The organism is Anoxybacillus sp. FSL W8-0104 (assembly GCF_038004465.1).
GTDB classification, from domain to species: domain Bacteria; phylum Bacillota; class Bacilli; order Bacillales; family Anoxybacillaceae; genus Anoxybacillus; species Anoxybacillus flavithermus_G.
The window spans coordinates 2,014,237-2,038,716 of sequence record NZ_JBBOQU010000001.1; the positions used below are offsets into that span (position 1 = coordinate 2,014,237).

At 42.8% G+C, this 24,480-nt stretch carries 23 protein-coding genes, 1 tRNA gene and 1 other annotated feature; of the genes, 1 reads left to right on the top strand and 23 read right to left on the bottom strand.

Annotated elements, in window-relative coordinates; translation table 11 throughout:
- Positions 1 to 97: 97 nt before the first annotated feature.
- The 23 genes from lonB to NST18_RS10765 all read right to left on the bottom strand — a co-directional run bounded on the left by lonB (position 98) and on the right by NST18_RS10765 (position 23,755).
- Complete coding sequence (gene lonB, locus NST18_RS10655; protein ID WP_004889192.1) at positions 98 to 1,756, bottom strand: ATP-dependent protease LonB; 1,659 nt, start codon at positions 1,754 to 1,756, stop codon at positions 98 to 100.
- Between the two features lie 508 nt (positions 1,757 to 2,264).
- Entirely contained in the window at positions 2,265 to 3,527 is a 1,263-nt protein-coding gene (clpX, locus tag NST18_RS10660; protein ID WP_004889191.1) for an ATP-dependent protease ATP-binding subunit ClpX, read from the bottom strand.
- A 194-nt stretch (positions 3,528 to 3,721) separates the two neighbouring features.
- Entirely contained in the window at positions 3,722 to 5,008 is a 1,287-nt protein-coding gene (gene tig / locus NST18_RS10665) for a trigger factor (protein ID WP_004889189.1), read from the bottom strand.
- Positions 5,009 to 5,115: 107 nt separating this feature from the next.
- Positions 5,116 to 6,036: a DUF3196 family protein gene (locus NST18_RS10670; RefSeq protein WP_004889188.1), complete on the bottom strand. Its 921-nt coding sequence runs from the start codon at positions 6,034 to 6,036 to the stop codon at positions 5,116 to 5,118.
- An 83-nt stretch (positions 6,037 to 6,119) separates the two neighbouring features.
- Positions 6,120 to 6,704, bottom strand: a complete 585-nt coding sequence (leuD, locus tag NST18_RS10675) for a 3-isopropylmalate dehydratase small subunit (protein ID WP_004889186.1) — start codon at positions 6,702 to 6,704, stop codon at positions 6,120 to 6,122.
- Between the two features lie 11 nt (positions 6,705 to 6,715).
- Entirely contained in the window at positions 6,716 to 8,131 is a 1,416-nt protein-coding gene (gene leuC, locus NST18_RS10680) for a 3-isopropylmalate dehydratase large subunit (RefSeq protein ID WP_004889185.1), read from the bottom strand.
- A gap of 11 nt (positions 8,132 to 8,142) precedes the next feature.
- Entirely contained in the window at positions 8,143 to 9,252 is a 1,110-nt protein-coding gene (leuB, locus tag NST18_RS10685) for a 3-isopropylmalate dehydrogenase (protein ID WP_064214110.1), read from the bottom strand.
- A 16-nt stretch (positions 9,253 to 9,268) separates the two neighbouring features.
- Positions 9,269 to 10,813 carry a 2-isopropylmalate synthase gene (locus NST18_RS10690; RefSeq protein WP_064214111.1) on the bottom strand — a complete coding sequence of 515 codons (1,545 nt, stop codon included), beginning with the start codon at positions 10,811 to 10,813 and terminating at the stop codon, positions 9,269 to 9,271.
- The gene (gene ilvC, locus NST18_RS10695; protein WP_004889180.1) at positions 10,800 to 11,825 is read right to left on the bottom strand and encodes a ketol-acid reductoisomerase; all 1,026 of its coding nucleotides are present in this window, start codon (positions 11,823 to 11,825) and stop codon (positions 10,800 to 10,802) included. The genes NST18_RS10690 and ilvC overlap by 14 nt, the downstream gene beginning before the upstream one ends.
- Before the next feature lie 17 nt (positions 11,826 to 11,842).
- Positions 11,843 to 12,361: an acetolactate synthase small subunit gene (gene ilvN, locus NST18_RS10700; RefSeq protein ID WP_064214125.1), complete on the bottom strand. Its 519-nt coding sequence runs from the start codon at positions 12,359 to 12,361 to the stop codon at positions 11,843 to 11,845.
- Entirely contained in the window at positions 12,358 to 14,076 is a 1,719-nt protein-coding gene (gene ilvB, locus NST18_RS10705; protein WP_064214112.1) for an acetolactate synthase large subunit, read from the bottom strand. Before ilvB ends, ilvN begins: the two co-directional genes overlap by 4 nt.
- Positions 14,077 to 14,143: 67 nt before the next feature.
- Positions 14,144 to 14,401: a binding site (T-box leader), on the bottom strand.
- 12 nt (positions 14,402 to 14,413) lie between these two features.
- Positions 14,414 to 15,316, bottom strand: coding sequence for a branched-chain-amino-acid transaminase (gene ilvE / locus NST18_RS10710; protein WP_340721430.1), 903 nt, complete (start codon positions 15,314 to 15,316; stop codon positions 14,414 to 14,416).
- A 264-nt stretch (positions 15,317 to 15,580) separates the two neighbouring features.
- Positions 15,581 to 15,654 (bottom strand) — tRNA-Arg (locus NST18_RS10715).
- A gap of 101 nt (positions 15,655 to 15,755) precedes the next feature.
- Positions 15,756 to 16,268 carry a metallophosphoesterase family protein gene (locus NST18_RS10720; RefSeq protein WP_004889174.1) on the bottom strand — a complete coding sequence of 171 codons (513 nt, stop codon included), beginning with the start codon at positions 16,266 to 16,268 and terminating at the stop codon, positions 15,756 to 15,758.
- Positions 16,265 to 16,876: an XTP/dITP diphosphatase gene (locus tag NST18_RS10725; RefSeq protein ID WP_340721431.1), complete on the bottom strand. Its 612-nt coding sequence runs from the start codon at positions 16,874 to 16,876 to the stop codon at positions 16,265 to 16,267. The genes NST18_RS10720 and NST18_RS10725 overlap by 4 nt, the downstream gene beginning before the upstream one ends.
- Positions 16,873 to 17,640 (bottom strand): ribonuclease PH, encoded by a 768-nt coding sequence (gene rph, locus NST18_RS10730; RefSeq protein ID WP_004889171.1) that lies wholly within the window; start codon positions 17,638 to 17,640, stop codon positions 16,873 to 16,875. The genes NST18_RS10725 and rph overlap by 4 nt, the downstream gene beginning before the upstream one ends.
- A 93-nt stretch (positions 17,641 to 17,733) precedes the next feature.
- Positions 17,734 to 18,780 (bottom strand): GerMN domain-containing protein, encoded by a 1,047-nt coding sequence (locus tag NST18_RS10735; RefSeq protein ID WP_004889169.1) that lies wholly within the window; start codon positions 18,778 to 18,780, stop codon positions 17,734 to 17,736.
- Positions 18,781 to 18,872: 92 nt separating this feature from the next.
- Positions 18,873 to 19,670, bottom strand: coding sequence for a glutamate racemase (racE, locus tag NST18_RS10740; protein ID WP_004889168.1), 798 nt, complete (start codon positions 19,668 to 19,670; stop codon positions 18,873 to 18,875).
- Between the two features lie 109 nt (positions 19,671 to 19,779).
- Positions 19,780 to 19,995: a helix-turn-helix domain-containing protein gene (locus NST18_RS10745; protein ID WP_032100525.1), complete on the bottom strand. Its 216-nt coding sequence runs from the start codon at positions 19,993 to 19,995 to the stop codon at positions 19,780 to 19,782.
- Positions 19,996 to 20,075: 80 nt separating this feature from the next.
- On the bottom strand, positions 20,076 to 20,525 hold the full coding sequence (locus tag NST18_RS10750; RefSeq protein ID WP_064214117.1) for an acyl-CoA thioesterase: 450 nt from the start codon (positions 20,523 to 20,525) through the stop codon (positions 20,076 to 20,078).
- Between the two features lie 79 nt (positions 20,526 to 20,604).
- Entirely contained in the window at positions 20,605 to 21,366 is a 762-nt protein-coding gene (sdhB, locus tag NST18_RS10755) for a succinate dehydrogenase iron-sulfur subunit (protein WP_003396476.1), read from the bottom strand.
- A complete protein-coding gene (sdhA, locus tag NST18_RS10760; RefSeq protein ID WP_004889163.1) occupies positions 21,363 to 23,123 on the bottom strand; it encodes a succinate dehydrogenase flavoprotein subunit in 1,761 nt (586 codons plus the stop codon). The genes sdhB and sdhA overlap by 4 nt, the downstream gene beginning before the upstream one ends.
- 23 nt (positions 23,124 to 23,146) lie before the next feature.
- Positions 23,147 to 23,755: a succinate dehydrogenase cytochrome b558 subunit gene (locus NST18_RS10765; protein WP_004889161.1), complete on the bottom strand. Its 609-nt coding sequence runs from the start codon at positions 23,753 to 23,755 to the stop codon at positions 23,147 to 23,149.
- Between the two features lie 285 nt (positions 23,756 to 24,040).
- On the opposite strand from NST18_RS10765, the gene NST18_RS10770 reads away from it, so the two are divergent.
- Positions 24,041 to 24,472, top strand: coding sequence for a YslB family protein (locus NST18_RS10770; RefSeq protein ID WP_004889160.1), 432 nt, complete (start codon positions 24,041 to 24,043; stop codon positions 24,470 to 24,472).
- Positions 24,473 to 24,480 lie beyond the last annotated feature (8 nt).

Genomic DNA, 24,480 nt, shown 5'->3' on the forward strand with positions numbered 1-24,480 from the left:
CATACTTCTATTGCCCTATTGTATAGTACATTATAGAGTTTGTAAAATCTTTCATCGTAAAAAATCGACTTCAACGCTCCGTTGAAGCCGATCGCTTTCACATCCGCTCTGTTTTTGGTAAATGATGACGCATCGGAACAGAACGAACGTGTTCGTGAAATAAGAAAGAAAGAACATCGCCAATATGGTCAACTGGAACAATTTCAATGCCCGTTACTTGCCTTAAAATTGACTGCATATTCTCCCGTGGAATGATAACCGTTTTTGCACCAGCTTGTTTCGCTGCCTTCACTTTTGGAAAAATACCCCCAACTGGCTTCACGTTTCCATGTACACCAATTTCTCCCGTCATTGCTATTGTTGGATGAACAGGTAAGCGATAAATCGCAGAGTAAATCCCAATCGCCATCGCTACACCAGCAGAAGGGCCGTCAATTGGAACACCACCTGGAAAGTTTACATGAATATCATATTGATCTGCCGGAACACCGAGTGAACGTAAAACGGTAACGACATTTTCGATCGAGCCGCGCGCCATACTTTTGCGCCGAATCGACTTGCCCTGGCCACCAATTTGTTCTTCTTCGACAATGCCCGTCATATTGATCGTCCCTTTTTCTTTTGTCGGCAACACCGCCACTTCAATCTCTAGCAACGCTCCGCTATTTGGGCCATAAACTGCTAATCCATTCACTAATCCAATTTTCGCTTCTTGTCCCACTTTTTTCTCATAGCGTGGCGATAATTGACTTGATTGAATAACCCATTCAATATCTTGGCGTAAAATTTTAGAACGTTTCTCAGAAATGACGATTCCCGCCGCGATTTGTAACGTATTGACCGCTTCCCTTCCGTTGCGAACATACATCGCAAGCTCATGAACCGCCTGTTCTTCAATCGGGAGGTTTACTTTTTCTGCTGCCTTTTTCACAATTTGAGCAATTTCTTCTTGTTCTAGCTCTCTGAAAAAGACTTCCATACATCGCGAGCGAATGGCTGGCGGTATTTCGTTTGGCGTTCGCGTTGTTGCACCAACGAGCCGAAAATCAGCAGGCAGGCCGTTTTTGAAAATGTCATGAATGTGGTTTGGAATGTTCGGATTTTCTTCGCTATAATATGCGCTTTCGAAAAATACTTTTCGGTCCTCTAACACTTTTAATAGCTTGTTCATTTGAATAGGGTGCAATTCACCAATTTCATCAATAAATAATATGCCACCGTGGGCGTTCGTCACTGCCCCTTGCTTCGGTTGCGGGATGCCGGCTTGTCCCATTGCACCCGCCCCTTGATAAATCGGATCATGCACAGAACCGATGAGCGGATCCGCAATGCCGCGTTCATCAAAGCGGGCAGTCGTCGCATCTAACTCAACGAATACCGCATCTTTTCGAAAAGGGGACAGAGGATTTTTTTTCGCTTCTTCTAACACGAGACGAGCGGCCGCTGTTTTTCCAACACCTGGTGGCCCGTAAATGATGACGTGTTGCGGATTCGGTCCACATAATGCAGCTTTTAATGCTTTTATGCCATCTTCTTGACCAACAATATCATCAAACGTCTTTGGACGCACTTTTTCAGCAAGCGGCTCCGTGAGCGAAATCGAACGCATTTTCCGAAGTTGTTCCATCTCTTTTCGTGCTTCTTTGTCAATCGAAATTTTTTGCGTCCGTTGACTTTTTAATAAGTTTAAAAAATATAGACCGATAATGATCCCGAAAAACAACTGAATAAGCAGCGCAATATTTGTCCAATTCATCCTATTTCGCGCAGGAGACTCCCACTTCAACGACCAAAGGGAGTAAGTGGGAGAGGAATGCGCGTTCCCCCTTTCTTTTGTGTATGATATAATAAAGGCGTGGAGAAAACCGTTCAATAAAGGCACTCCAATAACTGCTACTCGATGTATGGAGTTGGTTACAGGAAACGTTGTAACCGTAAAACATCGAGCGTAGGTCCGTCTGTTGTGTGTGGAAGCCAAGTACTGCCAACAGACACACCGAGAGAATCGGTAACGATGCAGGCATGACCTGCGTCGTTGGGTAGTCGTCAACCTGCCCCTGATGCAACCCCAAGTCAAGGAAGGAGGAAGAAGTCCGTTTGCACTTCTGGGGAGTTGCAAGCCCTCACTTCAAGCGTTAGCTAAGTGGGGGTAGTTGACGGCCGTTCCTCCTGCATATGTACTGTATGCATAGTATCTCCGAGCGAGGAAAGAAATAAACAAAAAAAGATCGACTTTCCGATTCGGAAAATCGATCTTTTTCCATTTACGCAGATGTTTTTCGTTCGTACTCGACGATTGTTCCATCGTGTAAAATGAGAAGCGGCGCTTTTTCTCCGCGTACCGTTTGTGCAGTAATGACACATTTTTTCACATCTTCACGTGATGGCAATTCAAACATAACATCAAGCATAATGCCTTCAATAATGGAACGTAAGCCACGCGCTCCTGTTTTTCGTTCAATCGCACGTCTCGCGATTTCACGAAGTGCCTCTTCTTCAAATTCAAGTTCAACATCGTCAAGCTCAAGCATTTTTTCATATTGCTTCACAAGCGCATTTTTCGGCTTGACTAAAATATCAACAAGCGCATCTTCATCGAGCGGTTGCAAGCTCGTAATGACCGGAAGACGTCCAACAAATTCTGGAATTAATCCGAATTTTAATAAGTCTTCTGGCAACACTTTCGACAACAAGTCCTTTTCTTCAACTTCCGTTTGTGCATCCGAACTAAATCCGATCACTTTTTTACCGAGGCGGCGTTTAATAATTGGCTCTAAACCGTCAAACGCCCCACCGCAAATGAATAAAATGTTTGTCGTGTCAATTTGAATGAATTCTTGGTGCGGATGCTTGCGCCCCCCTTGTGGCGGCACACTCGCGATAGTACCTTCTAAAATTTTTAATAATGCTTGCTGTACCCCTTCACCAGATACGTCGCGCGTAATGGAAGGGTTTTCTGATTTCCGCGCAATTTTGTCAATTTCATCGATGTAAATAATTCCTTTTTCTGCTCGCTCAATATCATAATCTGCAGCTTGAATGAGCTTCAACAAAATATTTTCAACGTCTTCACCGACATACCCGGCTTCTGTTAGCGATGTCGCATCAGCGATCGCAAATGGCACATTTAAGATGCGTGCAAGCGTTTGAGCGAGCAACGTTTTTCCACTTCCTGTCGGCCCGATCATTAAAATGTTACTTTTCGCTAATTCAACATCGTCAATTTTACTGTTTGAATTAATGCGTTTGTAATGGTTGTACACTGCCACAGAAAGCGCTTTTTTCGCCTCATCTTGTCCGATGACGTACTCATCTAAAATTTCGCGAATTTCCTTCGGTTTCGGTACATCTTTAAATTCTACTTCTTCTTCCGATCCAAGCTCCTCCTGCACAATTTCAGTACACAATTCAATACATTCATCACATATGTATACGCCTGGGCCAGCAACAAGCTTGCGCACTTGTTCTTGCGTTTTGCCGCAAAACGAGCATTTTAACTGCCCTTTTTCATCATTAAATTTAAACATGTTTTCACCCCTTATTCCTTTACGATCATATGTACATAAAAATGAAAAAACGTTATGTATTCGTCATTTTATCATAAATCTTTAAAAGTATGCCAATAAAAATGCAAATGTGCGTGAAAAGTTAGAAAACTTCCATAGTGATTTATATGTGGAAAGAACAAGGCACGTGTGGCACCTTGTTCTTTCTCCTCTCATTATGCAACAACTTTGCTGTTTTCAACAAGGAAATCGATCGCTTTGCGCATTTTTAAGTCTTCTTTTAAGCCATCTAATGTGCCTAGAAGCTCTTTTAACTGATCAACAGATAAGTTGTAAAGACTCGCCATTTCTTGCAATTCTTTTTCTACTTCTTCTTCTGTGACGTCGATGTTTTCTGCTTTTACAATCGCTTCAAGCGTCAACGTTACACGAACACGTTTTTCTGCTTCTTCTTTCATTTGTTCACGAAGTGCTGCTTCATCTTGTCCAGAGAATTGATAGTATAAGTCAAGGTTTAATCCTTGCATTTGTAAACGTTGTTCAAACTCGCGAATCATGCGATCTGTTTCATTTTTCACCATCACTTCTGGAATGTCCATTTGTGCATTTTCTGTCGCCTTTTGAACAACCGCATCGCGAAGTGCTGCTTCTGCTTCTTCTTTTTTCTCGTTTGTTAAGCGCTCTTTAATTTTTTCTTTCAATGCATCTAATGTTTCGACTTCTTCATCTACGTCTTTGGCAAATTCATCGTCAAGTGCTGGAAGTTGTTTTGTTTTAATTTCATGCAATTTAATTTTGAACACCGCTGGTTTACCAGCTAATTGCTCTGCATGATATTCTTCTGGGAATGTTACTTCAATATCTTTTTCTTCTCCAGCAGCCATGCCGATTAATTGTTCTTCAAATCCAGGAATGAATGTACCTGATCCGACGACGAGCGAATAGTTTTCTGCTTTTCCACCTTCAAACGGTTCACCATCAACGAATCCTTCGAAATCGATGACGACTGTATCACCGTTCTCTACTGTTCCTTCTTCTTTCACAACAAGCTCAGCGTGGCGCTCTTGCAGGCGTTTTAATTCTTGCTCCACATCTTCGTCTGTTACAGTATCGTCCAATTTTTCAACTTCAAGACCTTTATATTGGCCAAGTGTAACCTCTGGCTTCACAGTTACTTTTGCAGTGAAAATTAAGCTTTTTCCTTTTTCTATTTGCTCGACGTCGATTTCTGGACGATCAACTGGCTCAATACCTGTTTCTTCGACAGCTTTTGCGTATGCCTCTGGCAATAAAATATCTAACGCATCTGCGTATAATGACTCAACGCCGAAACGTTTTTCAAATAGAGAGCGAGGAATTTTTCCTTTACGAAATCCTGGAATTTGTACTTTTTTCACTACTTTTTTAAACGCTTCATCTAATCCTTCATTCACTTTTTCAGCGTCTACTTCTACTGTAAGAACGCCTTGGTTACCTTCGAGTTTTTCCCATTTCGCCGACATGCTTCTTTCCCTCCAACTTCAAAAATAAAAATTCATGTAAATGAACTACATATATGTAGGCATACACGGTTTTATGTGTAATACAACCACTATATTATACCATACAATCATATACTTTCAACAGAGAGCCATAATTTTTCTACTTCATAAAGTTTGGAAACGAGCGGATTTGTCGATATCGTCTGTCCCGTTTCACATTGCTCGATATATGTGTATAGCGCATTCGCCCATTGTTGTACCGATTCTGTTGGGAGAAATGGATACATCACAAACATGTAACGAAGCCATATTTGTTTGCACCATTCATACATTGTCGGATTTTGTTTCGCCCACGTTTGTTCGACAATATCAAGTGCTTGTTCAATCCAATCGTTTTGTTTTTGCTCATCAAGCTCGACTGGAACAACGGTCATCGTTTGACCAAATTTTTTTACGATTATCAGCTCTGTCACTTGTTCTTTCTTTAATATGTGCAACATGGTCGTCTTTACAATCGGGTGTTTTGTTTCATCACACAAATAGCGAGCGAATATCGGAACAATGCGCAAAACGATGGGCGAATCTAATTGGTGAAGAATGCGCAATTGTTTTGACCATTGTTCGCTTTCAAAAATGGCTTCATATTGTTTTGCTTGTTGTTCGTACTGTGAACGAATCATTTTTTCACTAAACTGTAAAAGCGGTAAAAATGGAGTGCAATCGATTCCTTTTCGTTGAATTTTGTGAATAACTGCAACCACCTCGTCGTATTGTTGTAAATGGACGAGCATCGAGATGTATACGGCCCAATCCCCGCTGCCGCGCTCTAACAGTTGTTCACATCTTTCTTTCGCTTCTTCGATCTGTCCCATTTCAAATAAACAAACAACAAGCGCCATTTGTACATCATCATCATGCCATTGAAGTTGTTCTAACTGCACGAAATACGTATACGCTTCTTTATATCGCTTTCCTTTTAACGCTTCCATCCCTTCTGCCAACAATCGCTCTTTTAGATAAGGATGTGGAACGATTTTTCGATTTTTCACATATACTCACCTTCGTTCACATTTGCCTTTCAGTTTAGCAATGTTTGCGAATAAATTCAACGAAAAACGCCCTCGACAAAATGTCAAGAGCGTGCTTTTTCGTAGGCGATAATATATGGTTCATACATGAACGTTAAATCAATTTCGTCCCAACCTTTTAAAAGGAGCTGTTTTCGATAAGGATCGATGTCGAACGAGCTTGTAAACCCTTCATCATCAAAAACGACTTGTTGTTCAAGCGAAATCGTTAGTTCGTAATCTGCCCGTTCCGCTTGTTTTAACAAATAAGCGACGTCTTCTTTTGGAAGTTTAATAGGAAGTAAACTATTTTTCAAACAGTTGTTGTAAAAAATATCAGCAAATGAAGGAGCAATAATGGCACGAAATCCGTAATCCGCAAGCGCCCAAGGAGCGTGTTCGCGCGATGAACCACATCCGAAATTTTCATTTGCAACTAAAATGGTCGCGCCTTCGTTTTCAGGACGGTTTAACTCAAAATGTGGGTTTGGTGTTCCGTCCGACAAATAACGCCAATCGTAAAAAAGAAATTGACCAAATCCGGTGCGTTCAATTCGTTTTAAAAATTGTTTCGGAATAATTTGATCCGTATCTATATTTGCTCGATCTAAGCCAGCCACTTTTCCTTTATGAACGACGAATGGTTCCAACTTTTTCCCTCCTATCTTACCACTTCTTTATACAATGTACGCACATCGACAAAATGCCCGTAAATCGCAGCTGCGGCTGCCATTGCTGGACTCACGAGATGCGTGCGCGCCCCTTTTCCTTGTCTCCCTTCGAAATTGCGGTTTGACGTTGAGGCGCAATGTTCCCCTGCTGGAACAGTATCTGGATTCATTCCAAGACACATGCTGCAGCCGGAATCGCGCCATTCAAAGCCTGCGTCAATAAAAATTTGCGCGATCCCTTCTTCTTCTGCCTGCTTTTTTACTTGTTGTGAGCCCGGAACGACGAGCGCTCTGACGCCCGGTGCGACTTTTTTTCCTTTTACAATTTGCGCTGCTTCCCGTAAATCGCTTATGCGCGAGTTTGTGCATGATCCGATAAACACATGTTGCACCGCAATATCCGTCATTTTCGTTCCTGGTTTTAATCCCATATATTGCAACGCTAACTGTACAGCTTTTCTCTCTGTTTCTGTCGCGAATTCGTTCGGATCTGGAACAGTTCCATCGATCGGAGAGCTCATTGCTGGCGTTGTGCCCCATGTCACTGTTGGAGCAATTTCACTTCCATCAATATGAACGACACGATCATATACCGCTCCTTCATCTGTGCATAACTGCTTCCACTTTTCAACTGCCTGCTCAAATGCTTCTCCTTTCGGTGCATATTTTCTCTCTCTTAAATATGCAAACGTCACATCATCTGGGGCAATTAACCCAGCTCGCGCCCCTGCTTCAATCGACATATTGCAAATTGTCATCCGCTCTTCCATCGACATCCGACGAATAACATCACCTGTAAACTCAAGCACGTAACCTGTGCCAAAATCAACTCCAAACTTGCCAATGATCGCTAAAATGACGTCTTTTGCTGATACGCCTGGTGCTAACGACCCCGTAACGTTCACTTGCATCGTCTTTGGACGATGTTGCCATAACGTTTGCGTCGCTAATACGTGTTCGACTTCGCTCGTTCCGATCCCGAACGCTAACGCCCCAAAAGCGCCATGTGTAGACGTATGGCTATCCCCACACACAATCGTTTTACCCGGTTGCGTCAACCCAAGTTCTGGACCAATGACATGAACAATCCCTTGCTCTGGGCTGTTTAAATCGGCAAGCGGAATGCCGAACTCACGACAGTTCCGCTCCAATGCTGTCATTTGATTTTTCGCCACTTCATCTTCAACAACGGACCGATTAATCGTTGGAACATTATGATCCATCGTCGCAAATGTTAAATCTGGGCGACGCACTTTTCTTCCTTTTTGTCGCAATCCTTCAAACGCTTGCGGAGATGTGACTTCATGAACGAGATGTAAATCAATATATAATAAATCGGGTTTCCCATCTTCACGATAAACGACGTGTTCATCCCAAATTTTCTCAATAATCGTCTTTGGCGCCAATTCAACCCCTCCTACACATACACTTGCATAATTCGTTCAATAGCTACATCATCTAAAATGGCATATTTTACTTTTTCGACCATTTCTGTCGTTGATAATACAAAATCTCCATGTTGAGCGATGTCTGCTGTACGATACCCAGCATTTAACACTTGTTTCACCGCTCGTTCGATGACATCCGCCTCTTCTGTCAAACCGAATGATAGACGAAGCATCATCGCTGCTGACAAAATCGTTGCAAGTGGATTCGCTTTGTTTTTTCCTGCAATATCTGGAGCCGAACCGTGAATCGGCTCATACAACGCTGGGCCGTCAACGGATAAGCTAGCCGATGGAAGCATGCCAAGTGAACCAGTTAACATCGATGCTTCATCGCTTAAAATATCACCGAACATATTTTCAGTTACGATGACATCAAACTGTTTTGGCGAGCGGACGAGCTGCATCGCAGCATTATCGACAAGCATATGTTCAAGTTGAACGTCTGGAAAACGTTTAGCCACTTGCTCGGCTACTTCTCGCCACATGCGGCTTGATTCTAACACATTCGCTTTATCCACCGATGTTACTTTTTTCTTTCGTTTTTGCGCAAGCATAAAAGCAAACGTAATAATCCGCTCGATTTCTGCGCGTTTATAAAACAACGTGTCAACAACCACTTCTTCGCCTTTTTCAACACGGCGTTCACTCGGTTTCCCGAAATATAAGCCTCCGGTTAACTCACGTACGATCACAAAATCTGCTCCTTCAATGACATGTGGTTTAAGCGGAGAAGAAGCGGCTAAACTCGCGTAAAATGTAACAGGACGAATATTGGCAAACAAATTCATTTCTTTCCGAATTTGCAATAGTCCTTTTTCTGGACGAAGGTGCGGTGGATTATTGTCCCATTTTGGTCCTCCGACCGCACCGAGCAATACCGCATCGCTTTGTTTGCACATGTGAAGCGTTTGTTCTGGAAGCGGCGTTCCTTCACGGTCAATCGCTTCTCCACCAATTAAGCCGTATGAAAAATGAAACGTATGTCCGAAACGATCACCAATCGCCTGTAAAATATTTACCGCTCCTTTTGTCACTTCTTTTCCAATGCCATCCCCTTGTAATATAGCGATACGATACATAAAAAATCCCCCTTTGTTATTGCGCCGCAAGCGCTTGTTCTTCTCGCATTTTTTCGATGACGAACATGCGATTAACCGCATGAATATATGCTTTTGCTGATGCTTCTAGCACATCTTGTGCCGTTCCCCGACCGCTCGCTTCTTTCCTATCGAGCGACACTTTCACGTACACTTGTGCTAAAGCATCCCTTCCGCTTCCGACAGATTCAATGCGATAATCAAGCAACGTAACAGGTATTTGCAACGCTTTTTCTAAAGCGTTATACAGCGCTTCAACGCTACCAGCCCCTGTCGCTGCTTCTTGGATGTCGTTTCCTTCTCCATCTTTCAATACAACAACTGCCGTTGGGATTTGATTTGTTCCGTATTGCACTTGAATCGAACATAATTGATAAAAGTTTTTATACATGTCTAGCTTTTCATCTAAAATAAGTGCAATTAAATCATCATCCGTAATATCTTTCTTTTTATCTGCTAAATCTTTAAAACGGCCAAACAAACGATTGACCTCTTCATCTGTTAATGAATACCCAAGTTCTTGAATGCGTGTTCGAAACGCATGGCGTCCGGAATGTTTTCCGAGTACCATTGAGTTTGATTGCACCCCAACGAGCTGGGGAGAAATAATTTCGTACGTTGTTTTCTCCTTCAACACACCATCTTGATGAATGCCCGATTCATGAGCAAAAGCGTTTTTGCCGACAATCGCCTTATTTGGCGGAACAATCATTCCTGTTAACTTGCTGACTAAACTGCTCGTGCGTTTAATTTCTTGCAAGTTCAAGCGCGTCTCTGCTTGATAGTAATCTTTTCGTATATAAAGCGCGACCGCCACCTCTTCAATGGCCGCATTGCCTGCTCGTTCCCCAATGCCGTTAATTGTTCCTTCAATTTGTGTCGCTCCTGCTTCAATGGCCGCAAGCGAGTTTGCGACCGCCATACCTAGATCATCATGGCAATGGGCAGATAAACTAATTTTTTCAATATTCCGAACATTTTTCTTTAAAAAAGAGAATATGTCACCATATTGTTTTGGAGTAATATAACCGACTGTATCTGGGATGTTAATGACGTTTGCCCCAGCTTCAATGACTTTCTCAACAATCGTCGCTAGAAACGGGAGATCGCTTCGACATGCATCTTCTGCTGACCATTGTACAATTGGAAAATATTTTTTCGCATAACGAACAGATTCGACAGCTGTTTCAACGACTTGTTCGGGTGTCATTCGCAATTTATATTGCATATGAATAGGTGACGTTGCAATAAATACGTGTAAACGTGGCTCTGCTCCGTCCTTTAACGCTTCCCATGCCGCATCAATATCGGATTGAACTGAGCGTGAAAGACCTGTGACTGAACAGTTACGAACCGTTTGTGCGATCGCTTGAACAGCTTGAAAATCACCTTTTGATGCGGCAGGAAATCCCGCCTCGATGATATCAACACCGAGGCGCTCTAGCTGCCGAGCAATTTCTAGCTTTTCATGCAAGTTTAAATTGACGCCAGCCGACTGCTCACCATCACGCAACGTCGTATCAAAAATGTTAATTTTTCGCACCGACCGTCACCACATCTTTCTGTTTAGCGTTGACAAACGGCATCATTTTTCGTAATTCGCGCCCAACAACTTCAATTAAATGTTCGTTTTCCCGACGGTTGATCGCGTTAAACTCTGGACGATTCGCTTCGTTTTCTAAAATCCAACCTTTTGCAAACTTGCCTGTTTGAATATCTTCAAGCACTTTTTTCATTTCCACTTTTACTGCATCGTTAATGATGCGTGGCCCTGTCACAAAGTCGCCCCATTGTGCTGTATCAGAGATTGAATAACGCATGCCTGCCAAACCACCTTCATACATTAAATCAACGATCAGCTTTAACTCGTGTAAACATTCAAAATATGCAATCTCTGGTTGATATCCTGCTTCAACAAGCGTTTCAAATCCTGCTTTGACAAGGGCAGTTAATCCACCGCAAAGAACCGCTTGTTCACCAAATAAATCCGTTTCTGTTTCTTCTTTAAACGTTGTTTCAATCACACCTGCCCGAGCGGAACCGATCGCTTTCGCATACGCAAGCGCCGTTTCTTTCGCTTCACCGCTCACATCTTGATATACAGCGATCAATGCAGGTACACCTGCCCCTTCCGTATATGTGCGACGCACTAAATGACCAGGCCCTTTCGGCGCGACTAAAAATACATCCACATCGCTCGGCGGAACAATTTGATTGAAGTGAATATTAAATCCGTGCGCAAACACGAGCGCGTTTCCAGACTGCAAGTTTGGTGCAATTTCTTCTTTATATACTTTCGGTTGATGTTCATCTGGAAGTAAAATCATCACAACGTCAGCTTGTTTTGTCGCTTCACTGACAGGCAAGACGACAAAGCCATCTTGCTCTGCTTTTTCCCACGACTTCCCTTTTCGCAGCCCAATAATCACCTCAACACCGCTATCACGTAAGTTTTGTGCATGCGCATGGCCTTGAGAACCGTATCCGATAATTGCTACTTTTTTCCCTTGAATGTAAGCTTCGTTTGCATCGCCATTGTAGTATACTTTTACCATAATAAAATCCTCTCCTTTTAAATAATAAATAGTGATTTGTTTGTTGATGATGCGCGTTGTGAACCGCGCGGAAACGCTGTTGTTCCTGTTCTTGCGACTTCCTTTAACCCGTATGGCTTTAATAAGTCGATAAGCGCGTCAATTTTTTCTGGTTCACCTGTCACTTGAACAACGAGACTATCTCGTGCTACATCGACAATCGCTGCGCGAAACGGTTCAATGAGCGTATAAATTTCACTGCGCGTCGCTGGGGTAACCGCCACTTTAATTAAAGCAAGCTCTCGAACAATAATCGCTTGATCAGTAATATCAACCACTTTTAATACGTCAATCTGTTTGTTCAGTTGTTTTGTAATTTGTTCGGCAATGCGTTCATCCTCTACATTGACGACAAACGTCATACGTGAAATGCCTTCTGATTCGGTATGACCAACTGTAATACTTTCAATGTTGTAATGTCGCTTTGTAAATAAACCTGTAATACGGTTTAACACACCCGGACGATTATTTACCGTCATTGTAATAATGCGCTTCACCATTTCACCCCCACCATCTCATGCAATCCTTTTCCAGGCGCAACCATCGGATATACGTTTTCACCTGGACAAACGTGAAAATCAAGTAAAACTGGCGCATTTGTTGCAAGCGCTTCTTTCAATACGTATTCCGCTTCTTCTTCGGTCGTTGCACGCATCGCTTTCATCCCATACGCTTCTGCTAAGCGAACGAAATCTGGTTGATTCGGAATGAGGGAATGAGAATATCGTTTTTCGTAAAAAATTTCTTGCCATTGACGAACCATACCAAGCGCCTGATTGTTGACAATGACAATTTTAATCGGCAAATTTAGCTCTTGAATGACAGATAGCTCTTGTAACGTCATTTGGAACCCACCGTCACCAACGATCGATACGACCGTTGCCTCTGGCTGTGCCAATTGCGCTCCGATTGCCGCTGGCAATCCAAATCCCATCGTTCCTAACCCACCGGATGTCACCCAGCGATGCGGCTGTTTAAATTTATAATATTGAGCCACCCACATTTGATGTTGACCGACATCCGTTGTGACAACGGCTTCACCGTTTGTATATTCATGAATCATTTCAATGAGCCGTTGCGGTTTTAATACACCTGGTTCACGTTTATACATAAGCGGATATTCCCGTTTCCATTCGTTCAACTGTTTAAGCCAATCCGATACATCTGGTCGTTTTCCATTTTGTTCAATAAGCTGAATAAGCGCTTCTTTCGCATCGCCAACGATCGGAATTTTTGTTGGTACATTTTTTCCGATTTCCGCTGGGTCGATATCGATATGAGCAACTGTCGCTTTCGGTGCAAAATGTGCTAAATTGCCAGTGACCCGATCATCAAATCGCGCGCCGACATTAATGAGCAAATCACATTCATACAGCGCCATGTTTGCTGTGTACGTCCCATGCATTCCCGCCATTCCAAGAAATAATGGATGATCAGCAGGAAATCCACCAAGCCCTAAGAGCGTATGGATCACGGGAATATGTTGTTGTTCAGCGTATTGTTTTAACTGTTCATGAGCATTCGCATGAAGAACACCTGCTCCGGCTAAAATGACCGGTCGTTTCGCTTGACTGACCGCCTCAACGAGCTTGCGAATTTGTAAATGATTCGGTTTTGTAGTTGGCTGATAACCTGGCAACTGGACTTCTTGTTCATAGTCAAACTCTTCTTCTGCGACAGCCATATCTTTCGGAATGTCGATTAATACAGGTCCCGGACGTCCAGTCGTTGCGATATGAAACGCTTCTTTAATGATTTTTGGCAGCTCGTGTACATCACGTACTTGGTAACTATGTTTTGTAATTGGCATGGTAATGCCGAGCACATCCGCTTCTTGAAAGGCATCAGATCCAATGACGCTAGAAGCTACCTGCCCTGTAAAAACAACGAGAGGGATAGAATCCATCATCGCATCCGTTAAACCTGTCACAATATTTGTCGCACCCGGTCCCGAAGTCGCAATAACGACACCTGGTTTTCCAGAGATGCGCGCATATCCTTCTGCCGCATGAATCGCACCTTGTTCGTGACGCGTGAGCACGTGAAACACACCCGACTCATACAATTTGTCGTAAATTGGTAATACAGCTCCTCCTGGATAACCGAAAATCACCTTCACATTCTCTGCCTTGAGCGCCTCGATCAACATAAGTGCTCCACATAACGTTTGTTTTTTTGCCACTCTTTCTTTCACTTTCATATTCGCTGCCATTTTTTCACCCCTAAAAGAAATGTGAAATAAGAAAAGCCTTCTCACCCCTCCATCAGTCCGTGCGGACCAAAGGGGCGAAAAGGCTTGCATCCTTCCCGCGGTACCACCCTTCTTCGTGGCAAAGCCACCTCAGGAGCGCGCGACGATCGTCGCATCGCTCGTTTTAATAACGAGTGACGTGCACCCGTCCGTCCCTACTAGAGTCGATCGTTCAGGACGGCGCTCCGAGGGGAGTTCACAAACGGAGACATCACCGGTTTTCAGCTACCCCGGCTCTCTGTGGATGCCTAACCCGTCAGCTACTTATCCTCTTCAACGCTTTTTCTTTATTGATTTGTTACCCAGCATTGACATTTTGTGAAGCATATACTTTTACACCTTCAGAAACAACACGTTTGCGAAATTCTTCTAACAGTCGTTTCGTATGTTCGCCTGGCACTCCGTCACCGATAACACGACCATCGACCTTAACGACCGCAATCACTTCTGCTGCGGTTCCCGTTAAAAACACTTCATCTGCTGTGTACACATCATGACGAGTAAACGGCTCTTCTTTGACGACATAGCCGAGATCTTTAGCGATGTCGATAATCGCATCGCGCGTAATGCCTTCAAGCGCCCCGACATATCCTGGTGGTGTATATAACACGCCATTTTTAACGATGAACACGTTGTCTGCTGACCCTTCAGTCACATATCCTTGGTCATTGAGCATGAGCGCTTCGCTGACGTTTGCTAAGTGTGCTTCAATTCGGACTAATACGTTATTTAAGTAGTTTAAAGATTTTACTTTCGGGCTTAATACATCTGGACGATTTCGTCTTGTTGCTACGGTAATTACTTCAATGCCTGTTTCATACAAATGTTTTGGGAAGATCGCGAGCGGTTCAACGATAACAACAACTTGTGGCTTCGGACATTTGTACGGATCGAGCCCAAGGTCGCCAACACCACGCGACACAATGACACGAATATACGCATCTTCAAAACCGTTTTTTTGCACCGTCTCGACGATAATATTTGTTAATTCTTCTTTTGTGTACGGAATGTTTAACAAAATGGATTTCGCTGAATTGTATAAACGGTCAATATGCTCTTTCATACGAAACACATTACCGCTATATACTCGAATTCCTTCAAACACCCCATCCCCATAAAGAAAACCGTGATCGTATACAGAGATTTTTGCATTTTCTTTTGTCACAAATTCATCGTTTAGAAAAATCCACTGTTCACTCAATGCTTTTCCCCTCTTCCCCTGCTCGCCGTCTCTTGCCTCTTCTGTTGATTACGACTTTTGTTAGATTTATTTGAAGATTATCATACGCTCATTTACTGAAACAGTCAATACCATTTCATCGAATTTTTTGATTATTTCGATTAGTTAAAACGTTTTGTATCCGCTTACATAATTGATACATCAAGGAAAAGAGTGAAAATAAAAAATTTGAACATTTTTTGACTAAACAAAAAAATCCCCTTGCCTATGCAAGAGGATCGTCAGCGTCCCAGGAGAGATTCGAACTCCCGACCGACGGCTTAGAAGGCCGTTGCTCTATCCAGCTGAGCTACTGGGACATATATAGACATATCACAAACATATCATCGTGGTTTGGACAATTGTTATTGTAATGATGTTTATGAAAAAAGTCAATAGGGGCGATGGAATTTTCTTGCCCCTATTTTGTTGTATATGTCGTTGTTAAATCATGGAGCGGTTTGCCGTCGATATTGTAAAAATGTACGGTTGTAGTTGCTTCGTCTATATGAAGTATGGCGTATGTTTTTTCGCGACGCATGCGCGGTAAGAAAATGCTTCCTGGATTAATGAAAAGAACGTCATCGATTTGTTCACACCCTGCAATATGGGAATGGCCGAAGCAAACGATGCGTGCCCCGACTTCTTTCGCTTTATAATATAAATTCATGAGCGTCATTTTGACGTTGTACAAATGACCATGTGTAATGAAAAAGCGAACGCCGTTTACTTCTTCAACAAGATCGGTCGGGAAACGCTGCTCGTAGTCGCAATTTCCTCGCACAACAAGCATGCCTTGCAACGCTTCGTGGTCGCTTGTTAACTCAGAGTCACCGCAATGAATGATTGCATCAACATGTTGTTTGTGACGTGAAACGATCGTCTGTAATTCTTTGGTTAATCCGTGGCTATCGCTTACAATTAATACGTTCACGACTCATTCTCCTTTTCAAACAGCTTGTCCCATATATGCAAAAGATGTTGTAGCGCTTTTGCCCGATGGCTAATTTCATTTTTCTCTTCTTTCGTCAATTGGGCCATTGTCCGTTGTTTTTCTGGAACGAAAAATATCGGATCGTACCCAAAACCGTTTTCACCAACCGGTTCTTCTGTTATATATCCTTCACATACGCCATCTACTGTCGTCACATCTCCGTTTGGTTTGGCAACAGCGAGCGTACAATGAAAACGGGCGGTTCGTTGTTCAAAAGGCACACCTTGTAACTTTGTAAGCACTTTTTCAATGTTTGCTTGATCATTTTTTCCTTCGCCGGCGTAGCGAGCCGAGTATACGCCCGGCTCGCCGTTTAGCGCGTCAACGATTAATCCTGAGTCATCTGCAATGACCGGTTCATGAAACATGTTCGCTATTGTCGTCGCTTTCAATATCGCGTTTTCTGCAAACGTCTTTCCTGTTTCCTCAACATCTGGCACGTCATCGTAGTCAAGAAGCGAACGAATTTCGACTCCCTTTTTGGCAAACAGTTGCTGAAACTCAGCGATTTTCCCTTTGTTTTTTGTGGCGATAATCATTCGTTTCACTTCGTTTCTTCTCCTTCCGAACGGTTTTGCAAAATTTGTTCAGCGAGCGATCCGAGCGCTTCTTTTTGCAAGGCGATAAGTTCATAAATGCCCTTTTCAGCAACAGTTAGTAAATCGAGCAACTGTTCATATGAAAATGTTGCTTCTTCTCCTGTTCCTTGAATTTCAACAAAGCGACCTGATCCAGTCATGACAATATTCATATCGACTTGTGCTTTTGAATCTTCAATATAGTTTAAATCCAAAATAATACCATGTTCTTCATCAATGCCAACAGATGTGGCAGCTAAAAAGTCTGTAATAGGGAGCATCGGCAACTTTTTGTCTTCGACCATTTTCCCGAGCGCTAACGCCATTGCAACGAATGCACCGGTTATTGAAGCGGTACGCGTTCCACCGTCCGCTTGAATGACATCACAATCAATCCAAATCGTTTTTTCACCTAATTTTTGCAAATCGACAACCGAGCGAAGCACACGACCAATTAATCGTTGAATTTCCATCGTTCTCCCAGATAGCTTTCCTTTACTTGCTTCGCGAATGTTTCGCTGTTCTGTCGCACGTGGAATCATCGCATACTCCGCAGTAATCCACCCTTTCCCGCCTCCGCGCATAAACGGCGGAACTTTATCTTCAATGCTTGCTGCACAAATGACTTTCGTATCACCAACTGAAATAAGCACAGACCCTTCCGGATGTTTTAAATAGTTCGGTTCAATATGTACGGGACGAAGTTCGTCATTTGTTCTGCCATCTACTCTCACACAAAATCCTCCTCAATATATGTTCACGAAATAAGAGGCAGGGATGCTGCCTCTCGACGATGAATCTTTATATAGTATAGCAAAAAATTGGTTTCAAAAACTACCTGTGTTCACATTTTGCGGTCTTGTTACCGGTTCTGATAACGGTTTTCCACTTTCATCAACTAATTCTGCCTTTCCGTTGACTGTAATTGCGACGCTTTCCACACCTGGCTGTTCTGTTAATGACAAGACTAAACAATTAAGGACATGTGTCGATACAACATTTTTCTCAACGCTACCGTAAATTGCTTCGTTAAAGTTTAACGTCACTTTTCCGTTTTCATATTTTGGCGCTTCTAACAATTTCGCATCTGCTTGAAAATCGCTTAACAATCCAGAACCGTAACTTGGCCCTTTAATAAGTTCCTTCACAACTGCAGCTAACTCATCTTGTTCGCTATTCGGTACACGGCGTGTTACTGGGACATAATATGTTTGTTTCCCATCTTGCGCTAAAAAGTAGACGATGACAGGATGTGTATTCGTAATATCCACAACACCGTTCGTTTCAATGTTAATTCCGTCATCTCTGCTTAGTTCTTCGCTAATTGGCGTTCCATTGACCGGCATCACATTTTGATCATGTCCGTTCATGCGAATTTTCACACGTTTCACATTATCAAATTGCGTCACTGTCCATGTGATCGCTTGTAAAATGCGCTTTTCATCTTCTGGACGATAATTCGCAAATTCTTTCGAAAAATCAATGACAAGCGTGCCGTCTTGTTTTAAGTTAACGCTTAATACTTGTGTATCAGCAGGAAGAACAGCACGAAATCCGTTCGGAAGCAACTGTGAAATCGGACCGTTTTCTACTAAATATTCAAGTACTTGCTTTGCGGCTGCATTTGTTTTTGGTAAGGCAAACGTTTGTGGGACGACGAAGCCATTTTTATCAATTAAATATAATTCGCGTTGTACCGTCTCTATCGCTTTTTCTTTTTCTGCCGTTTCTTGCTCTTGCAGCGCCTTCTCATCTTCTACGTATGTTACATCTTTTGGCGGATCAATTTCCTTTGTTGCTTTTTCACCTCCAAATAGCCCACATCCTGATAACATAAAGATAAACATTGTTACAATGACCCACGCACGGCGCATGGACTCCCCTCCTCACACGGTTTGTACTACTATGTATACGAGCCGTTCAAAAAAATAGAACAAAAAATCCTTCGGCGAATGCGAAGGATTTTTTAAGATAATCGAATCGTTTCGACATGTTCAATCGGATGACCGAACCATTTCGATGCAATGTGTTGGAACGTTTCTTTCGATCCAGTCGTGAAAAATATGTGCTCGCGGCGCTTATTCCCCGTATAAAGCAAACCGCTATGATGTAAAATTGTACTCACTTCACGCGCTGTTTCATCGCCAGAACAAATGAGCTTCACGTGCTCGCCCATATATTGTTGAATGAGTGGGCTTAAAAGTGGATAGTGCGTACATCCTAAAATAAGCGTATCAATTGGTCGGTCTTTTAATGGTTCAAGAGATTCGGCAACAATTTGCTTTGCTTCTTCTCCTTCAAATTGTCCGCTTTCCACTAAAGGAACAAACTTTGGACAAGCTAAACTTTCTACTTTCACATCGCTATTGATCGATTTTAATGCTTGCTCATAAGCACCACTTTTCACCGTTCCAACCGTGCCGATAACACCAATATGATAGTTTTTTGTAATTTTCAATGCGGTGCGTGCACCAGGATGAACGACACCGATCACAGGAATGTTGAGCGTATCACGAATTTCTTCTAAAGCGACAGCTGTGGCAGTATTACATGCAATGACGAGCATTTTTATATCATATCCAAGTAAATAGTTCGTCATTTCCCACGTAAACTGCCGAATTTCTTTTCGCGACCTCGGTCCGTATGGACAACGTGCTGTATCTCCTAAATATACGATTTGTTCTTTTGGTAGCTGGCGCATAATTTCCTTTGCGACTGTTAATCCACCAACACCTGAATCAATTACTCCAATAGGTCTTTCCAATGTATTCGCCTCATTCTTTGTTGATGTATGACAAAACATTTTTCATTATATCATACATCAAATCAATAGAGAACCGGCTGCCTAAAACGAAAAGGCGAGCCGGTTCTCTCTATAGTTCAAGTTCCCCCATTCGAAGCAATTCAACAACAGCTTGTGAGCGCCCCTTTACTCCAAGCTTTTGCATCGCATTCGAAATGTGGTTGCGAACTGTTTTTTCGCTAATGAAGAGCTCACTAGCAATCTCTTTCGTCGTCTTGTCTTGGAGCAACAGTTCGAATACTTCCCTTTCTCTTTTTGTGAGCAGCGGCTTCTGATTCAAGTGAATAACCCTCCTTGCTTTTACCAGACCGAAACGGATGGGTATATATTTAGTCGACATATCGTATGCAAGAAGGGCGTGAACGGTTACATGTTTTCTATTAATCGCGCACGAGCGTTTTCGTCCCATGCGACCCCTTTTCCTGTCTTTTTAGACATTTGCACCATCGTTCCCCGACCTGTAAATGCAATCGCTCCATTTTGTTTTTTTCCTACATAATGTAAATCAACAGAAGAGTTGCCGATATGTGCAACTTTTACACCGATTTGTAACTGTTCACCGAAATATACTTGTTGTAAAAAATCGCATTGTAGATTAGCAACGACTGGGATCGCATCGTGTTCTTTTCCTAACCAGTCATTCATAAAACCAAGATGTTCGAAAAATGCGATGCGCGCTTCTTCAAAATATACAAAAGGTACCGTGTTGTTCAAATGACCAAACATATCCGTTTCTGAAAAACGAACGCGCACCGGATGAAAAAAAGAAAAACGTTGTTCCCATTCTTTTATGTCATCAATATAAGATACTTTCAATTTCCCTCTCCCCCTCTATAAAGCAATCTAGCATCATAGATGAAACGTAAGGCCGACTCTTGAAGAGCCGACCTTTTTGTTACACTTCATCGCTACCGAAGAAATTGCGGAACATTTGAATCGTTGCTGCGCGGTTCAATGCCGCAATCGATGTTGTAAGCGGGATGCCTTTCGGACAAGATTGCACACAGTTTTGTGAATTTCCGCAATTCGCTAATCCACCATCACCCATAATCGCTTCGAGACGCTCTGCTTTATGCATCGCTCCTGTTGGATGTGCATTAAATAAACGTACTTGCGATAGCGGCGCTGGACCGATAAAGTTTGACTTACTATTGACGTTTGGACAAGCTTCTAAACATACCCCGCACGTCATACATTTTGATAGCTCGTATGCCCATTGTCGTTTACGCTCTGGCATGCGCGGTCCCGGACCTAAATCGTACGTTCCATCGATTGGGATCCACGCTTTCACTTTTTTCAACGAATCAAACATGCGACTACGATCCACTTGTAAGTCACGAATGACCGGGAATGTGCGCATCGGCTCTAAACGAATCGGTTGCTCGAGCTGATCGATCAGTGCGGTACACGATTGGCGTGGCTTGCCGTTAATGACCATTGAACAAGCGCCACACACTTCTTCCAAACAGTTCATTTCCCAAGCAACAGGCGTCGTTTTTTCCCCTTTCGCATTGACCGGATTGCGCCGAATTTCCATGAGCGCCGAAATGATGTTCATATTCGGACGATACGGAATGACAAACTCTTCTTCATAAGGGGCTGTATCCGGACGGTCTTGTCTTGTGACGATAATCCGAATCGTTTTATTTTCGCTCATGATTTCACTTCCCCTTTCTTTTTCGTGTAATCGCGTTTGCGTGGCTTAATAAGCGATGTATCCACTTCACGATAATGGAACGATGGACCATCCGGTGTAAAGCTTGCCATCGTTGTTTTTAACCATTCTTCGTCGTTTCGCTCAGGAAACTCTGGCTTATAATGCGCTCCACGGCTTTCGTTACGGTTGTAAGCACCAAGCGTAATGACGCGAGCAAGTTGCAACATGTTGTAAAGTTGGCGTGTAAACGACGCACCTTGGTTGCTCCATTTCGCTGTGTCGTTAATGTTAATATTTTTATAACGCTCAAGTAATTCCTGAATTTTCTCATCCGTCTTTAATAATTTATCGTTATAACGAACGACTGTGACGTTATCCGTCATCCATTCACCGAGCTCTTTATGCAAAACGTAGGCGTTTTCTGTACCATCCATCGCCATAATTTGCGCCCATTTTTCTTCTTCTTGTTTTAAATAGCGGTCGTATAAAGAAGAAGGCATCGCATCGGCAGATTTCTCAAGTCCTTTCATATATTCAACAGCTTTTGGACCTGCTACCATTCCGCCGTAAATGGCAGATAATAACGAGTTCGCACCGAGACGGTTTGCACCGTGCATCGAGAAATCGCACTCGCCCGCTGCAAACAACCCTTTAATGTTTGTCATTTGATCGTAGTCCACCCATAATCCACCCATTGAGTAGTGAACAGCTGGGAAGATCTTCATCGGCACTTTTCTTGGGTCTTCACCCATAAACTTTTCATAAATTTCAATAATGCCGCCTAACTTAATATCCAGCTCTTTCGGATCTTTGTGCGACAAATCTAAATAAACCATGTTTTCGCCGTTAATGCCGAGCTTTAAGTCTACGCAAACATGGAAAATTTCACGCGTTGCAATATCGCGCGGAACAAGGTTTCCGTAAGCCGGATATTTTTCCTCTAAGAAATACCAAGGCTTCCCGTCTTTATACGTCCAAACTCGTCCACCTTCTCCGCGTGCTGATTCACTCATTAAGCGGAGTTTATCATCGCCTGGAATGGCTGTCGGGTGAATTTGAATAAATTCTCCGTTTGCATAATACGCACCTTGTTGATAGACGATCGATGCTGCTGATCCTGTGTTAATGATAGAGTTTGTTGACTTACCAAAAATGATCCCCGGACCACCTGTGGCCATGATGACAGCATCAGCCGGGAATGCTTTAATCTCCATCGTTGTCAAGTTTTGCGCGACAATACCGCGACATACTTGTTCATCATCTAAAACTGCACCTAAAAATTCCCAACCTTCATATTTTGTCACAAGTCCAGCGACTTCATGACGGCGCACTTGTTCATCAAGCGCGTAAAGAAGCTGCTGGCCTGTTGTTGCCCCTGCATATGCTGTACGGTGATGTTGCGTTCCACCAAAACGACGGAAATCAAGCAATCCCTCCGGCGTACGGTTGAACATGACACCCATACGATCGAGCAAATGAATAATGCCTGGAGCAGCTTCGCACATCGCTTTTACCGGAGGCTGGTCAGCTAAAAAGTCTCCTCCGTACACTGTATCATCGAAATGCTCCCACGGAGAATCTCCTTCTCCCTTTGTGTTAACTGCACCGTTAATGCCACCTTGTGCACAAACAGAGTGAGATCGCTTCACCGGAACTAACGAAAACAAATCTACTTTTACGCCTGCTTCGGCAATCTTAATCGTTGCCATTAAGCCGGCAAGACCTCCACCAACAACAATAATTTTTCCTTTACTCATGTCTCCTCACTCCTCCTTGTGGATTAAACGAATGCTAAAATCGCGCGTATACCAACGATCGAAAGCGCGACAAAAATCCCCATTGTCACGTATGTAGAAATTTGTTGTGAACGAGGAGTTACTGTAATTCCCCAGCTAACAAAAAACGACCATAGCCCGTTCGCAAAGTGAAACACCGCCGAAACGATTCCAACAATATAAAATGCAAGCATAAATGGGTTCGCAACGATGTTCGCCATCATGTCATAGTTCACATCTGCACCAAACGCAGCTTGAACGCGCGTCTCCCATACGTGCCAGACGACGAAAATGAGCGTAATAATCCCCGTTAAGCGTTGCAACATAAACATCCAGTTACGGAAATACCCGTAGCGACTTACATTATTTTGCGCTGTAAACGCAATGTACAGTCCGTAGATGGCATGGAACAATAGCGGAAGAAAAATAACGAAAATTTCTAAAAAATACCGAAACGGTAGCTGCTCCATAAAAGCTGCCGCCTTGTTAAATGCATCTGCTCCTCTTGTTGCAAAATGGTTAACAACTAGATGCTGTGTTAAAAACAGCCCGACTGGAATAACTCCAAGCAATGAATGGAGTCGACGATAAAAAAACTCGCGATTTTGTGCCATACATAACCCCCCTTAAATTTGTCATCTTCCTTTTCTATGTGCTCCCATCCACATCTACTAGACTATGACCAACAGAAGTGTAAACACTTCCATTTCCATTGATCATTGTCACATTCATTGTACTCCCAGAATGTAGGAGCGTCAAGAAAAGGTGTTCACGAAATATTCAATCATTTCAAATTTTAAAACAACTATAATTCTAGTGAAATTCGAAATGAAAAAAAAGTCAATACTGTTTTTCACATTGTTGTTCGTTATAATGAAAAATAGAGAGGGGATTTGATCGTGAGCGGATACGAACAATGGAAACAAACGAGCATTTCTGCTTTTAGCGACTTTTTATTTCGGCAAGAACTACTACCAAATTTATTTGGAAAAGAAACTCCATTTATTTTATATTGGGCAGGAAAAGATTTAGCGAGAAAATACCCACTAGCTACAATCGACGATGTCATTTCTTTTTTCGAACAAGCTGGCTGGGGGAAGTTATCGGTACTTGAAGAGAAAAAAGATGAATGTGAACTTCAATTAGAAGGGCCGCTTGTTGCGATGCGGTTCGATTATGGTGGGGAGTGCACGTTTCACCTTGAAGCAGGCTTTCTAGCCCAACAGTTTGAGCAACAAAAAGGATATGTCACAGAAGCGTTTGAACAGCAAAAGCGGCGCGCAAAAACCGTTTTGTTTACGGTGAAATGGGACCGTAAAGATGAAAGCTGACCGATGAT

What these genes read in the sequence shown, in the direction of transcription:
- clpX (WP_004889191.1), bottom strand. Translation starts at nt 3,527, where the DNA reads ATGTTTAAATTTAATGATGAAAAAGGGCAGTTAAAATGCTCGTTTTGC.
- NST18_RS10765 (WP_004889161.1), bottom strand. Translation starts at nt 23,755, where the DNA reads ATGGCACAAAATCGCGAGTTTTTTTATCGTCGACTCCATTCATTGCTT.
- ilvC (WP_004889180.1), bottom strand. Translation starts at nt 11,825, where the DNA reads ATGGTAAAAGTATACTACAATGGCGATGCAAACGAAGCTTACATTCAA.
- sdhA (WP_004889163.1), bottom strand. Translation starts at nt 23,123, where the DNA reads ATGAGTAAAGGAAAAATTATTGTTGTTGGTGGAGGTCTTGCCGGCTTA.
- sdhB (WP_003396476.1), bottom strand. Translation starts at nt 21,366, where the DNA reads ATGAGCGAAAATAAAACGATTCGGATTATCGTCACAAGACAAGACCGT.
- tig (WP_004889189.1), bottom strand. Translation starts at nt 5,008, where the DNA reads ATGTCGGCGAAATGGGAAAAACTCGAAGGTAACCAAGGCGTTCTTACA.
- leuB (WP_064214110.1), bottom strand. Translation starts at nt 9,252, where the DNA reads ATGTATCGTATCGCTATATTACAAGGGGATGGCATTGGAAAAGAAGTG.
- ilvB (WP_064214112.1), bottom strand. Translation starts at nt 14,076, where the DNA reads ATGGCAGCGAATATGAAAGTGAAAGAAAGAGTGGCAAAAAAACAAACG.
- NST18_RS10735 (WP_004889169.1), bottom strand. Translation starts at nt 18,780, where the DNA reads ATGCGCCGTGCGTGGGTCATTGTAACAATGTTTATCTTTATGTTATCA.
- lonB (WP_004889192.1), bottom strand. Translation starts at nt 1,756, where the DNA reads ATGAATTGGACAAATATTGCGCTGCTTATTCAGTTGTTTTTCGGGATC.